General features: G+C 70.2%; 12 protein-coding genes. 8 read left to right on the top strand and 4 right to left on the bottom strand.

Features of this window, described 5'->3' with window-relative positions:
* Positions 1 to 30 precede the first annotated feature (30 nt).
* Positions 31 to 285 carry a DUF5522 domain-containing protein gene (locus tag AB0B86_RS19915; protein ID WP_357419117.1) on the bottom strand — a complete coding sequence of 85 codons (255 nt, stop codon included), beginning with the start codon at positions 283 to 285 and terminating at the stop codon, positions 31 to 33.
* A 152-nt stretch (positions 286 to 437) separates the two neighbouring features.
* On the opposite strand from AB0B86_RS19915, the gene AB0B86_RS19920 reads away from it, so the two are divergent.
* Positions 438 to 1,001, top strand: a complete 564-nt coding sequence (locus AB0B86_RS19920; RefSeq protein WP_357419122.1) for a dihydrofolate reductase family protein — start codon at positions 438 to 440, stop codon at positions 999 to 1,001.
* A gap of 47 nt (positions 1,002 to 1,048) precedes the next feature.
* Positions 1,049 to 1,990 (top strand): MerR family transcriptional regulator, encoded by a 942-nt coding sequence (locus tag AB0B86_RS19925; RefSeq protein WP_357412201.1) that lies wholly within the window; start codon positions 1,049 to 1,051, stop codon positions 1,988 to 1,990.
* A 24-nt stretch (positions 1,991 to 2,014) separates the two neighbouring features.
* Here the strand turns inward: AB0B86_RS19925 and AB0B86_RS19930 are convergent, their stop codons facing one another.
* The gene (locus AB0B86_RS19930) at positions 2,015 to 2,950 is read right to left on the bottom strand and encodes a DUF2332 domain-containing protein (protein ID WP_357419125.1); all 936 of its coding nucleotides are present in this window, start codon (positions 2,948 to 2,950) and stop codon (positions 2,015 to 2,017) included.
* Between the two features lie 139 nt (positions 2,951 to 3,089).
* On the opposite strand from AB0B86_RS19930, the gene AB0B86_RS19935 reads away from it, so the two are divergent.
* The 3 genes from AB0B86_RS19935 (at position 3,090) to AB0B86_RS19945 (ending at position 9,891) form a co-directional block, all read left to right on the top strand.
* On the top strand, positions 3,090 to 4,202 hold the full coding sequence (locus AB0B86_RS19935) for an FAD-dependent monooxygenase (RefSeq protein WP_357419128.1): 1,113 nt from the start codon (positions 3,090 to 3,092) through the stop codon (positions 4,200 to 4,202).
* Positions 4,203 to 4,427: 225 nt separating this feature from the next.
* Positions 4,428 to 8,837 carry an ATP-binding protein gene (locus AB0B86_RS19940; RefSeq protein WP_357412207.1) on the top strand — a complete coding sequence of 1,470 codons (4,410 nt, stop codon included), beginning with the start codon at positions 4,428 to 4,430 and terminating at the stop codon, positions 8,835 to 8,837.
* Position 8,838: 1 nt separating this feature from the next.
* On the top strand, positions 8,839 to 9,891 hold the full coding sequence (locus AB0B86_RS19945) for an ATP-binding protein (RefSeq protein WP_357412209.1): 1,053 nt from the start codon (positions 8,839 to 8,841) through the stop codon (positions 9,889 to 9,891).
* Between the two features lie 6 nt (positions 9,892 to 9,897).
* Here AB0B86_RS19945 and AB0B86_RS19950 read toward each other — a convergent pair whose 3' ends face one another.
* Positions 9,898 to 10,890, bottom strand: coding sequence for a caspase family protein (locus tag AB0B86_RS19950; protein WP_357412211.1), 993 nt, complete (start codon positions 10,888 to 10,890; stop codon positions 9,898 to 9,900).
* On the bottom strand, positions 10,887 to 11,219 hold the full coding sequence (locus tag AB0B86_RS19955) for a hypothetical protein (RefSeq protein WP_357412213.1): 333 nt from the start codon (positions 11,217 to 11,219) through the stop codon (positions 10,887 to 10,889). The genes AB0B86_RS19950 and AB0B86_RS19955 overlap by 4 nt, the downstream gene beginning before the upstream one ends.
* A 155-nt stretch (positions 11,220 to 11,374) precedes the next feature.
* On the opposite strand from AB0B86_RS19955, the gene AB0B86_RS19960 reads away from it, so the two are divergent.
* From AB0B86_RS19960 to AB0B86_RS19970, 3 genes are all read left to right on the top strand, one after another.
* Positions 11,375 to 11,749 (top strand): hypothetical protein, encoded by a 375-nt coding sequence (locus tag AB0B86_RS19960; RefSeq protein ID WP_357419133.1) that lies wholly within the window; start codon positions 11,375 to 11,377, stop codon positions 11,747 to 11,749.
* Positions 11,746 to 12,057: an NIPSNAP family protein gene (locus AB0B86_RS19965; RefSeq protein WP_357412217.1), complete on the top strand. Its 312-nt coding sequence runs from the start codon at positions 11,746 to 11,748 to the stop codon at positions 12,055 to 12,057. The genes AB0B86_RS19960 and AB0B86_RS19965 overlap by 4 nt, the downstream gene beginning before the upstream one ends.
* A gap of 248 nt (positions 12,058 to 12,305) precedes the next feature.
* On the top strand, positions 12,306 to 13,205 hold the full coding sequence (locus AB0B86_RS19970; RefSeq protein WP_357419136.1) for a bifunctional 5,10-methylenetetrahydrofolate dehydrogenase/5,10-methenyltetrahydrofolate cyclohydrolase: 900 nt from the start codon (positions 12,306 to 12,308) through the stop codon (positions 13,203 to 13,205).
* Positions 13,206 to 13,339 lie beyond the last annotated feature (134 nt).

The raw sequence follows: 13,339 nt of genomic DNA on the forward strand, positions 1-13,339 counted from the left end.
TCGGTGTCGGGCGAAAGACCCAGCGGACGCCTATCCGGACGGTGGATCGGTCACGTACGGGCAGTGCCGGCAGCCGCGCCCGCAGCAGGTGCCGCGCCGGGCCAGGAAACCGGCGCTGAGCACGAACAACCCCGTCGCCGGGTCGGGGTAGCCGGCTTCCCCGGCGGCGAGCGCGGCGGCGTGCCTGGCCAGGATCCGGGCCCGGTCGGGGTGCCCGGGCGACAGCCGGGACGGGTGCGGCTCGGTGAGCGGCCGATCGGCCAGGGGTCGTCGCTCTCCGGTCACCCGCAGCAGTCTAGGGACGACCTGCGGCGGCTCAACCATGCCGGGCTCCGAGCCGACCGCCCCGTACGTGTTCCGCAGCACCGCCGCCGGTTTCGTCGTAGGGTCCGACGATGCTCGGGATCGATGGCTGCGACGAGCACTGAGGAGACACGATGCGGAAGATCGTTGTGCAGATGAGCCTGTCGTTGGACGGGTTCTTCGAGGGCCCGGGTGGCGACATCGGCTGGCACCGGGTCGACGAGGAGCTGCACAGGCACTTCAACGATGTGATCGCCCCGATGGGCGGGTTCCTCAGCGGCCGGGTCAGCCACGAGCTGATGGCCGCCTACTGGCCGACCGCCGACCAGGACCCGACCGCCAGCGCCCCGGAGCGCGAGTTCGCCCGCATCTGGCGGGACATGCCGAAGATCGTCTACTCCCGCACCCTCCAGCACGCCGACTGGAACGCCCGAGTGGTCCACGAGGTGGACCCGGAGGAGGTACGCCGGCTCAAGGCCGAGCCCGGCGGTGACCTGGCGCTCGGCGGCGCCGACCTGGCTGCCACCTTCGCCCGGCACGACCTCGTCGACGAGTACCGGATCTACGTCAACCCGGTGCTGCTCGGTCGGGGCCGCCGCCTCTTCCCCGACAGCGACGTCCCGACCGGCCTGCGGCTGGTGGAGAGCCGCGTCTTCGGCAACGGCGTGGTCCTGCTCCGCCACGAGCGGGCCCGCTGACGACTGTCAGTTGAGTCTCCACCAGGGGGAGACGGCAGGGTGGGGGCATGAGCGGTGAAGAACGGTACCCGATCGGCGACCTGGCCCGCCGTACCGGCCTGAGCGTCAAGACCATCAGGTACTACGCCGACAGCGGGATCGTGCCGCCGACGGACCGGAGCCCGGCCGGCTACCGACGGTACGGCCCGGCGGCCGTGGCCCGGTTGGAACTGGTCCGCACGTTGCGTGAGCTGGGCTTGGAACTGGCCGCCATCCGGCGGGTGGTGAACCAGGAGGTGCCGCTAACCGAGGTGGCCGCCGCGCACGCCGAGGCGTTGGCGGTGCAGATCCGGGTGCTGCGGCTGCGTCAGGCGGTGCTCACCGTGGCGGCGCGGCGTGGATCGGGCCCGGCCGAGGTGGACGACCTGCACCGGCTGGCCCAGCTCACCGCGCGTGAGCGGGGACACCTGGTCGGCGACTTCCTGGCGGCCGTCTTCGAGGGCCCGGACTGGCAGCACCCGCACCGGGGCGTCCTCGTCTCGATGACCCCGGAGCTGCCCGACGACCCGAGCACCGAGCAGGTGCAGGCGTGGCTGGAGCTTGCCGAGTTGTGCCGGGAGCCCACCTTCCGAGCGAGTATGCGGCGGATGGCCCGGCAGCACGCCGCCGACCACGACGTGCCCGGGTTGCCCCGCCCGGACGCCGTCGCGGTGGTCCGGGACGGGGTGGCGGACGCCCTGGCCGCCGGTCTCGATCCGACCGGACCCGAGGCCGAGCCGGTGGTCACCGCGGTCACCGGCCGGTACGCGCGCCTGCACGACCTGCCCGACGACACCGACCTGCGCCGCCGGCTGCTGGACCGGCTGACCGTGGCGAACGACCCCCGCCGGGACCGCTACCTCGACCTGCTGTCGGTGATCAACGGCTGGTCCGGCGGCGGCGCGGTAGCGCCGGCGGTGGACTGGTTCAGCCGAGCGCTGCGGGCCCGGATGCCGCAGGCGGCTCGCTGAGCTGTCGCTGCCGACCATGGGCCGTCAGGCGAACCAGCTCATCGCCTGACCGTGGCCCCGGGTCCAGGCCAGCGGCCTACCGTCGAGCGCGAGGACGTTGTGCAGCGCGTCGCTCGGCGGGTCGGGCAACCCGCCGTACCCCAGCACCTCCGGTGCCTCGTTCGCGATCCAGTGCCCCGGCAGCTCACCGACCAGGCGGACGAACGCCTCCCGGCGCGGCGGCGGCACCTGGTAGAGCACCGAGGTGTGGAAGACCACAAGCGTCGCGTCGGCCGGCGCACGGGCGGCCAACGCCGGCAGGTCGTCCACCAGATCGCCACGGACCAGCAGCGGAGGGTCCGCGGCGGCGACCGCCGCCGCCGCGCGTAGCCGGGACCGCCGGTGCGCGTGCTCCGGCCAGATCAGGGCGTCCAACCAGGACACGTCGCCGGGGTCGGTCACGTCGAGCGGGTTGAGGTCCAGGCCAGCCCGCCACACCACCCGGGGTACGCGGTCCGGCGGCACCAACCCGTCGGCCGCGCACTCCAGGACCGGCTCGCCGGAGCCAACCTCATGTTCGCCGTAGCGGTACGCGTACCGGTCGGGGTAGAGGCAGAGCCCGGCGGACGCGCCGACCTCCAGCAGTGCGAGGGGCTGCGGCAGCGCGGCGAGCACCGGCAGCAGGACGGCACACCGGCCGCTCTCGTTGGTCTGGGTGGCCCGGGTGCGTAGCTCGGCCTCGACGGCCGGCCAGTGCGTCACCGCGAAGTCGTGGAACGCGACCGGGTCGTCGACCGGGCCGCCGAGCCACCGCACGACGCCGAACAGCAGATTCGGCTGCCGCTTGCCGGGCGGGAGGGTGTCGAGCAGGGCGAGCAGGGCGTCGTCCCGGGCGATGGCCGCCGACAGCCGCTCGTAGGTGGGCGACACACCGCGCGCCTCGCGGCTGCCGAACTCGGCGTACTCCTCAGCGGTCGTCATGCCCCTCATCGTCGCAGCCCATACCTCGGCAATTCAGCCCCCGCAGCCGTGCGCTGACTCACCCGCCTTCTAGAGTGCTGCGGCGGCCGAATCGTTGAGCAGCAGCTCAACCGGCCTGGGCGACGGGGAGGAACGGGTCGTGCGGGGTAACAACGTCCGGGTACTTGTCGTCGGTGGGGGCGTCGCAGGGCTGGCGACGGTGGCCGCGCTGCGGCACTGGGGCGCGACGATCGACGTGGTCGAGCGGGCACCCGGGCCGACCGACTCCGGCACCGGCATCTACCTCACCGGAAACGCGACGCGCATGCTCGACGTACTCGATCTGTGGGAGCCGGTCGCGGACGGCGCCGTGGAGATCACCCGCCAGCGCAGCGCCAACCAGGGCGGACGCCGCCTCTTCGACATCGACGTGGCCGCGCTGTGGCGGGGCGTCGGGCCGTGCGTGTCCCTGCCCCGGGCACACCTGCACCGGGCGATGCTCGCCGGTGTCGGGGACACCCCGATCCGCTGGGGTCGCCAGCCGGTCGCGCTGGCCCAGGAGGGTGACCTGGTCGCCGTCGAGTTCGATGACAACAGCACCGGACGGTACGACCTGGTGATCGGCGCGGACGGGGTGAACTCGACGGTCCGCCGGCTCGCCTTCGGCGGTCAGGCGGCCCGTAGCCTCGGCCAGTACGCGTACCGCTGGATCGCCCCCCGGATCGACGCCGAGCCGTTCTGGTCGGTGCAGTTGGGGCGCGGTCGGCAGTTCCTCACGATCCCGATCAGCGCCGAGCAGACGTACTGCTACTACAACGACGGCCCGGTGGCCGACCGGCCCGGCTGGCGCGAGGAACTGGCTGCGACGTTCACCGAGCCGGCGACCATCATGCTCAAGGCTCTGGACCACGACGCCAGTACCCTGCACGCCGGGCCGAACCAGGAGGTCGTGCTCGACTCCTGGTCCCGAAGGCGGACGCTGCTGATCGGTGACGCCGCCCACGCCACCTCGCCGAACATGGCCCAGGGCGCGGCGATGGCCCTGGAGGACGCCGTCGTACTCGCGTCGTCGTTGGCCACCGCCGGGTCCGTTGCCGAAGCCCTGCGCGGGTACGAGGCGCGGCGACGCCCGCGTACCGACTGGGTGCTCAGCCAGACCCACCGCCGCGACAAGGCCACCGGGCTCCCGCCCGCGCTCCGCGATCTGGTGATGCGCCGCCTGGGCGAGCGGATGTTCCGCTCGAACTACGGGCCCCTGTTCGCCCAGCCCTGAACCAGCCCGCGCGAGAGGTGGGCGCGCTCACCGTGCCGACTGCTGTCGTCTCTTCACACGAACTCTTGGCAAGTGCTGCGGTAGCTGGCGGATCGGTGACTGTTTCCCGACTGAGCAGAGGAGCCGGGCCACTTCGAAGTGTCCACAGTCGGCGCTAGTGTAGTGATGCCCTCTCCTTGAGGGAACGAATAGGCCTTGATCTATCAAGTTGGACGAAGTGGGCGTATGGACGTCGAACTGATTCAGTCGGTGGCCCGCGTCGGTGACAGCGTGGAGATCCGGCTGGTCACAGGCGACCGTTTCGAAGGTGTACTCGAGGAGTTGGCACTCGATCGGCTCAAGCTGCGCCAGGCCGATGGAGTTCCGGTGGCTGTCGCGCTCTCCACGATCGTGGTGACCCTCCCGAAGCCCCGCGCGACGATGCCTCCCGCTGCCCAACCACCGTCCGCGCCGATCCCTGCGCCGATGCCCGAGGCCGTTCCCGTTCCCGTTCCTGAGGCCGCGCCCGTTCCCGTTCCTGAGGCCGCGCCCGTTCCCGTTCCCGAGGCCGCGCCCATTCCCGAGCCCGCGCCCGAGCCCGCGCCCACTCCTGCGCCCGCGCCCGCGGCCGCGCCGACCGTCACGCAGTCGCCGCCGGTGGCGGTGGCGGTGGCGGTGGCGGACGAGAAACTGCCGGCGCCCGAGGAGAAGACGCCCGAGGAGAAGGCACTCGCGCTCGAGGCGGTGGCCGAGCTCTCCGTCATCCCGGTTGATCTCGACATCTACGTGCTGCCGGCGTATCGCCGCAACCTCGAACAGATTCGCAACTCCTACAACTACGCCCAGAAGGTCAACGAGCTCACCCCGCAGTTCCGTCGGGTCAACCAACTCCACTCGCGGACGCTCGAACTGTGGAACGCCGATCAGCAGAATCCGGAGCTGACCCGCGTCGTCGGGGCGTTCGCGCTGCTGCGCGGGGACACCGAATCGGCTCACGCGCACCTGGCCGCGGCGGCGCAGGACGGAGACATCGCCGCGCTCCGCCTGCTGGCGGTGACCGCGGCCCAGCTGGAAGATCCGCAAACCGCCGAATGGGCCCTGCTCAACTTCTTCGGCAAGTCGGCACCGACAGACGACAAGCCCGCCTGGCACGCGCTGCTCGAGCTGCTCGATGCCTATGGCCACCGGGGCCGGCTGGCTCAGCTGATGGACGGCGGCGGGCACGACGATGCCGCACTCGCCGCGGTGCAGGCTGCCCTCGGTGGAAACTCCCCCGCGGACGAACCGACACCCCGCCCTGCGGGTGCGACTCCGCGTGCTGTCGTCCGACGCAAGCCGGTGGTACAGCCGCCACCTCCTCCGCCGCGCCGCGCGCAGCTGCCGCGTTCGGTGCAACCGCCCCGGTTCGACGGGCCTTACCAGCGGGCCAAGTACCTCGAACACCGCCTGAAGGATCTGGTCGGCGCGAAGGACGCCTTTCGGGAAGCCATCCGGCGCAACGATCGGCGCGACAGCGCGGTCAAGGACCTCGCCTGGCTGACCAAACGCACGGAAGGGCCGGACGCCGCGCTCAAGGTCATTGAGGAGGAGTGGCCGAATATAGTCGCGCCCGGCGACGCGCTGGACAACATCATGATCGACTTCCTGACCAGCGCCAAGCGGTATCCGGAGGCACTCGAGGCACTCGACCGGCAGTACCGCCGCACCGACCTGACGAGCAGCAAACGGTTCCACCTCTGCCACCAGATCGCCTACGCGAAGCTGGCGGCGGGTCAGGACTCCACAAAGGAGTGGGAGTACCTGCTCGAGCAGTCCCCGGAGAACGCGGTCTCCCAGCGCGGCCTCGCGTTGGCCCTGATCCAGCGCGGCAAGCCCGACGACCTGACCCGCGCCGAGGACCTGGTCAGCGAGCACACCGACGACCGAGCCGTCGAGATCCGCTCGCAGATCGAGGCACTGCGGCAGGGCGGCGAGGCCGGCCTCTCGTCGACACAGTGGATCGAGCAACTGCTGGGCGCCCCGATGTCGGTCGACTCCGCATCACCGCTTGTCACCTTTGTGATGAGCAACTGGGCCGAGCTCGCCCACCGGGCGCGCGAGCAAGCCGAGCGGCAGAAGCGCCCACTCACGATCCGCGACCTCAACCCCATCGCCGAGATGGCCCGTCAGATGAGCGGCAAGCAGCCCTCTGACAGCGCGCGCGGCTACATCTCGGCTGCCGCCCTGGCTCGCGACCTGGGCGAGCCGGAGGCTCAGCGCTACCTGTGCCTGGGGCTCACCACGCTTGCCGACATCGTGCTCGACAAGCAGGAGAACCAGTCGGCCCGCGACCTGTACTGCGCCGCCATGGCAACCGCCGACGAGCGCGACGACAACGACGCCGAACGCGACCTGCGCTCGGCCCTGATCGGATACCTGCGCTCACTCAGCGGCCGCCGGGCGGCCCCGACCCGGCGGCGCGATCGCGACGAATCGGCGCCGCTCTCCGACCAGGTGGCGCGCGTGCTCAGGGAGGAGTGGCGGCGACACGGCGACAAGGTCTTCGGGCTGATCCCACCGCTGATCGCCGACACCAGTCTGGCCCGCAGCAACGTACTCGAGGCGATCGACTCCCGCGCCGACCTGCTCCAGGCGTCGGCAGCCTTCCTCAACGAGGACCCCGGCAGCCGCATCCCCAGCGACTCCCATTACGTGCGGCAGGCCTGGCAGAACGCCGGCGACAGGTGGAGCCGGAGCATGCGCCGTCTCCTGCAGAGCCTCGCCGAGCTCAAGCACCTGACCATCTCGGAGGACGACCTGGCCTCGGGCCTGGCCCGGTTGCAGGACCACATCGAGGATGCGCCGGAGTCGCTGCACGAGGCACTCGGGCACATCAACGAGGCTCTGGTGGAGCTCCGCCGGTTCGCCAACGAGCGCTCGTTCGAGGAGCGGGAGAACAGCCTTCGACAGGCCGCCAACATCGTGCGGACGCTGCGTGGCGACATCGAGTACGGCCCGACGACACTCGCTGTCGAACTCGTCGAACCCGTCGCGTTGCGGATCAGCGAGCTGGTCAAGGACAAGCAGGCCGAGCTACTCGCCACCCAGCCGCCGCAGCCGGGGCTCGCGCTCGCGCTCGACAAGAGCAGCGCCGGGCAGAACGGCGTCGTCACCGTACAGATCAAGGTCACCAACGCACCCGGCATGGCACCGATCGAGTCTCCGCAGCTCACCATCGAGGCCGAGCGGGACCTGTTCACCGTGAACAACGAGGTGATCCAGCTACCAACCGCGGTGCGTGGCGGCAGCAGCCGCATCGAAGCGGTCAAGCTGCGGGTCACGGAGGCCGGAGTCCGCGCCGGGGCGTTCTCGTTGCCGGTCCAACTGCACTACCGCAGCCGGTCCAGTGACCAGACCATGGTCTTCACAGCGAGCCTGGCGGTGCGACTGGCTCGGGCAACCGAGTTCGAGAACATCCCCAACCCGTTCCAGGACGGCGCGACCGGTCGCCCAGTCGTGAAGAAGGAGATGTTCTACGGCCGGGACGATCTGATCGACAGCGTCCGCGCCCGCTTCCGGGAGGCCAACTCACCGGGCGTCGGCGTGGCTATCTTCGGGCAGAAGCGCGCCGGCAAGTCCTCCATCCGGCTACACCTCACCCAGCGCTTGGCGGAGACGGACGGGTTCACCGTGGTCGACGTCGGCAACATCGGCGACCTGTCCCCCGAACCGGGCGACGTCACCAGCACCCGGCTGCTCGCCCTGCTCATGTGGCGGATCCTCGAGGGCGCATCGACGGCAATCGAGCGTCGTCCCGGCACCATACCGTTGATCCCCGAGGGGATGGACCGCGACAAGTTCCTGACCAGCCCCGAACCGATCTACGACCTGACCCGGCTCATCGAGCGGCACCGGGCCGCATCCAGCGCGGCCGAACCCCCGCTGGTGGTGATCATCGACGAGTTCCAGTACATCGACCAGTGGATCCGGCTGAGGCTGCTCTCGCCCTCCTTCCTCCAGGCCTTCAAGGCGCTTATCGAGCGCCGGCTCTTCCACCTGGTCATCGTCGGGCAGGCCGCGCTCAGCCGACTGATGGAGACGGACCCGAACGTGTTCCAGGTGTTCTCGAGCGAACGGGTCTCCTACCTCGCCGAGGCGGACGCCCGGAAGCTCATCGAGGAGCCGATCTCCATCAAGGGCGAACCGCCGACCACCCGCTACAAGGAACACGCCGTCGATCAGATTCTCGAGCTGACCGGCGGCAGCGCCTTCTACATCCAGCGGTTCTGCTCGCAGCTGGTGGAGTACATGAACGCCGAGAGGTCTCCGCTGGTGACCGAGGCCGACGTCGAAGCCGTCCGCGATCAGTTCCTCAACACGCTTGAGGCGCGCGACTTCGACAACCTCGAGTCACCCGGCTACCTCGACGACGACGCCCCCACGAGTGAGCAGTACCGTCAGGTCCTCCTGGCGGTGGCTCGCGCATCCCGCAACCAGCACGCGTCCATGCAGGCGGTCCGGGAGCAGTACCGCGACGGACCACGCCTTGAGTACCTGCTGAACGACCTGGTCCTGCGCGATGTGGTGCGGCGGCACGCCGGGGCGTACTACATCGTGGTCCGGTTGTACCAGGACTGGCTGCTGAAGTACTTCGGCACCACTGCCGGGGCAGTCTGAGATGAGCGTGCCCGTGAACCCGTACCGCAACGTCGGCCGAGTGGCGACGGGCGACGAGTTCATCGGGCGTCACGACCTGGTGCGGCACGTGCAGAGCGCCTGGGTCCACCCGGGGAGGCCGACGAACGTCCGCGTCATGGGTCACCATCGCACCGGCAAGACGAGCCTGGCCATGCACGCGCTGGCCACGTCACCGGTGGAGAGGACCGACATGGTCACCGTGGTGCTCAACGTGGGTAGTCACGCCAGCGGCGACGACCTGTTCCGCAGCATGACAAAGGAAGTGCTTCGCGAGATGCGCGCTCGGGACAACGCCGAGCCGCACGGCAAGCTCGTCGACATCGACGCCGCCGTACAGGCGGCCGAAGCGTGGTACGACATCGTCCAGTCGGTCCGCGACTTCTTCTGCACGGCCGCTGACCAGGACCAGTACACCTTCGTGGTTCTCGACGACTTCGACAGGGCTGCGACGGTCTTCACCCAACTCGCCGAGTTCCAACTGCTGCGTGAGCTGGCGAGCGAGCCCCGCTTTCCGCTAGGCCTCATGACCATGTCGCGCCGCCCGATCGAGAGCATCGAGATCGACGCGGCCGGCGGCTCGATTCTGGGCGGCGTGCTGACGACCACCCGCTACGTCGTCATGTTCAACGACGAGGAGGTCGATCTCACCCTGGCGCGGGCGGCCGCCGCCGGCGTCGGACTCGCCGCCGTGCGCGACGACATCCTCGACAAGTGCGGACGCCATCCGTTCCTGCTGCAATTGCTGGCCAATGGTCTTGTCGAGTTGCATCAGGAGACCGGCCGGGTCGATGTGGACGCCGCCCATGAGTTGGTCGCGCCCGAGTTCGACAGTTATTTCCGGCAACTCGCGACGAGCGTCGCGATGGACATGGGCGAGAAGGGCACCGCGGCGCTGCGCCGCCTGGCCGGCAACGTCTACCACGAAAAGTTGGCGCCAGAACTGATGCGGTTGCGGCTGATGGGCGTGCTCGCCGACGACGGTCAACTGTTCTCGGCGGCCTTCGCCCGCTACGTGCGGGCCTCCCACACCTGAGCGGCCCTACTTCTGACGCGCGCGCTCCACGGCGGCGGCCTCCTCGTACCGGCCTGTCCGGCGCAGTTGCAGCACGAGCCAGTCGAGCGCCCGGTCCTCGCCCAACTCCGCCGCCTGGCGGCCCAACTGGTGGACCTCGTCGTAGCGCGACTGCCGCACGAGCAACAGCATGCGCTCCATGGCGTCGGACGCAGCGAAGGGCGGAGGGCTGCCGGGACCGTCCTCGACGACGCCCGGACGGTCGCCCGGCTTCGGACGGACGAACCCCGCGTTGCGCACCCACGGGATGTCGGCGCCCGTGCCGCCGGCGTTGAGCTCGGGCAACGGCCGGCTGACGGCTTTGAGGTCGGCGTGCAGCTGCCGATACAGCGCCATCGTGGTGAGAAGCTCCGGCTCGCCGGCGATGCCGTCCGCGAGGATCCGCAGTAGGGCGCCGGTGAAGGCGGTGTGTTTCTCGCCCGGCGGCGCCAATGCTGTGCGATTGGCCGCGGAGGCGGTCAGCACCGCACTGCCCCTGATCACGGTGGCCGCCGCGACGTTCTCACCCATCGCACCGCGAGTCGCCAGGCCGCTCCAGCAGCAGTCGAGGATGACGAGCTTGCGGGGCGCCGTGGAGAGCAGAAACTCCCTCCGTACGTGTTCGAACTGGAGGGCGAGGTGAGTGCCGGCCGGCTCGTAGACATCTCTTAGCGCGAGGTAGAGCTGGCCGCCCACGAGCGGGTCGGTGAGTCCGTGCCCGGCATAGTAGAAGATGAGCGCCTCTGCTGCGTCGGCCCGCGCAGCCCGCAGTGCGTCGATCACCGCGTCGGCCCGATGAGGTTCCTTCAGCGCGGTAATGCGCGACTCCGGTATCCCCCACACCCCGGGGTCCCGCAGACGAGCCGCCAGATCGTCGACGTTGTCGCGCACCGTCGGGAGCTGCCGATCCGCCGGCATCGCTGGATAGGCGGACACGCCGACGATCACGACGCGTGATCGGAGCGGATCGGCGAGGGTCATGAAGACCGCTCGCGGACCGCCTCCAGCTTCCGCACGACCTCGGCCGGTTCGCCCTCGACCACCACCACCAGGTCGGCGGTGCCCACCTCGACGCGGGGCGCGGCACCGGTGGCCCGCCCGCGACCGTCGCGGTACGTCAGGATCGAGACGACCAGGCTGGTAAGCGCGATCGTGTTGGGAACGACGAGGTTCAGCACGTCGTACCCGGTGCCCATCGCGCCGGCCGGCGTCGGCGGCGTTACCGCCACCTCGGGGATCTCGGCGTCCTCGCTCAACCAGCGGTAGAGGTCCGACCCGAGATCCCCGTCCACACGAATGCTCAGATTCACGGTCTCCACGCTACAGAACCGCGCCGCTGTCCGGTGTGGACCTCGGGTGGCCATTCGACAAGAGTCCGCCGCGAAGGCGTGTTCGGTGGTGCGGTCAGAGCCGATCTCCGATGTCGGTGATGGCGGGGACGGAACGGAAGCGAGAGCACGGCCCCGTGGCCGACCGGCCCGGCTGGCGCGACGAACTGGCCGCGACGTTCACCGAGCCGGCGACCATCATGCTCAAGGCTCTGGACCACGACGCCAGCACCCTGCACACCGGGCCGAACCAGGAGGTCGTGCTCGACTCCTGGGCCCGAGGGCCGGTACTGCTGATCGGTGACGCTCCGCGACCTGGTGATGCGCCGCCTGGGCGAGCGGATGTTCCGCTCGAACTACGGGCCCCTGTTCGCCCGGCCCTGACCGGGTTGCCGGCCTCCATGGTCGACACGAGGTCGGCGACATGGGGTATCCGAGCTGCCGAACAGCCCCACCTCGCCGACCTGGTGTCGACCATGGAGCCCGGCACCGGTCGTAGGGTGGGGTCATGATCACGTGCGTCGTGCACTACACCATCGAACCCGCGCAGATCGCCGCGTTCGAAGACTTCGCCCGAGCATGGATGCGGCTGGTGGCCGAGCACGGCGGGGTGCACCACGGCTACTTCCTGCCCGCCGAGGGTGCCAGCGACAAGGCCGAGGCGCTGTTCAGCTTCGAGAGCCTGGCAGCGTACGAGCGTTACCGCGCACGGTTCGGCACCGACCCGGAGTTCGTCGCGGCCGACCGCATCCGCGACGAGTCGGGTTGTGTCGTGCGATACGAGCGGACGTTCATGCGCCCCCTCCTGCCGACCGACTGAGCCCTCGCGGTGTCGTTCCTGCCCGCCCTGTCGGGGCACCAATCCCGAGAAGCGATATACCGACTGACAGCAGCATCCCCCAGCGGGTCCGCCCGGCACTGACGACGACGCTGCCGCCCCAACTGGGCAGCAGCCCTGGTGATGGGGCATCATCGAAGCACCGGCGACTGGCGGCACGGGGATGGTCGAACCATCGGGGAGCCTCTCGCGGGCGTCGACCGCCTGGGCGCCTGCGTCGAGGAACCGTCATGACCACGACCAGCGAATTCGCAGAACACCACACCCCATCGGGTACGGCCCGACTCCTGCCGGGCGCACCCGTCGCCGAAGCCGTCCTGGCCGAGACCGCCGCCGCGGCCACCCGCCTGCGCGACCGCGGGATCACACCGAGCCTCGCCACCATCCTCGTCGGCGACGACGACGCCAGCGCCGGCTACATCGCCATCAAGCAGCGTCAGGCCGCCGCGCTCGGGTTCGCCTCCCCGCACGTGCATCTGCCCGCCACCGCCACCCAGGCCGAGCTGCACCAGGCCATCGCCCGATTCAACACCGACCCGGCCGTGCACGGACTCCTCGTGCAGTACCCGGTGCCCGGGCACCTGGACTACGACGCGGCGCTGCAGACGATCGACCCGGACAAGGACGTCGACGGGATGCACCCGCTCAACATGGGGCGTCTCGCCGTCGGCCTGCCCGGCCCACTGCCCTGCACCCCCGCCGGCATCGAGGCCCTCCTGGCGCACTACGAGATCCCGGTCGCCGGTCGTGAGGTCGTCATCCTCGGCCGCGGCGCCACACTGGGCCGCCCTCTGGCGATGATGCTCGCCCAGAAGCGCCCGACCGCCAACGCCGCCGTCACCGTCGTCCACACCGGTGTGCCCGACTGGGCCCGCTACACCCGCCGCGCCGACATCCTCGTCGCCGCCGCCGGCGTCCCCCGGATCGTGCAGCCCGAGCACGTCAAGCCCGGCGCGGTCGTCATCGGCGCGGGCGTCCGCTACGAGGGGCGGCGCCTGCTGCCGGACGTGGACGAAGCGTGCACCGAGGTCGCGGGCGCCATCACGCCCCGGGTCGGCGGTGTCGGCCCGACCACAGTCGCGATGCTGTTCCGCAACGCCGTACGCGCCGCCGAGCGCGCCAGCCAGTAGTCCGGTCGCCAAGATCACTTGATGCTGAGTAGCTGTGGGCGATCCGGGCTGACTACTCAGCATCAAGTGATCGAGGCGGCTTCGCCAGTCGGTACCAGCCGAAGGTCATCGCCCGCTCGCTGCATGATCGACTC

Source organism: Micromonospora sp. NPDC049047 (genome assembly GCF_040649135.1).
In the GTDB taxonomy this organism is placed as follows: domain Bacteria; phylum Actinomycetota; class Actinomycetes; order Mycobacteriales; family Micromonosporaceae; genus Micromonospora.

Bases quoted from the DNA above. Each gene is read 5' to 3' on its own strand.
- AB0B86_RS19970 (WP_357419136.1), top strand. From the start codon at position 12,306: ATGACCACGACCAGCGAATTCGCAGAACACCACACCCCATCGGGTACG.
- AB0B86_RS19965 (WP_357412217.1), top strand. From the start codon at position 11,746: ATGATCACGTGCGTCGTGCACTACACCATCGAACCCGCGCAGATCGCC.
- AB0B86_RS19950 (WP_357412211.1), bottom strand. From the start codon at position 10,890: ATGACCCTCGCCGATCCGCTCCGATCACGCGTCGTGATCGTCGGCGTG.
- AB0B86_RS19945 (WP_357412209.1), top strand. From the start codon at position 8,839: ATGAGCGTGCCCGTGAACCCGTACCGCAACGTCGGCCGAGTGGCGACG.
- AB0B86_RS19930 (WP_357419125.1), bottom strand. From the start codon at position 2,950: ATGACGACCGCTGAGGAGTACGCCGAGTTCGGCAGCCGCGAGGCGCGC.
- AB0B86_RS19940 (WP_357412207.1), top strand. From the start codon at position 4,428: ATGGACGTCGAACTGATTCAGTCGGTGGCCCGCGTCGGTGACAGCGTG.
- AB0B86_RS19925 (WP_357412201.1), top strand. From the start codon at position 1,049: ATGAGCGGTGAAGAACGGTACCCGATCGGCGACCTGGCCCGCCGTACC.
- AB0B86_RS19920 (WP_357419122.1), top strand. From the start codon at position 438: ATGCGGAAGATCGTTGTGCAGATGAGCCTGTCGTTGGACGGGTTCTTC.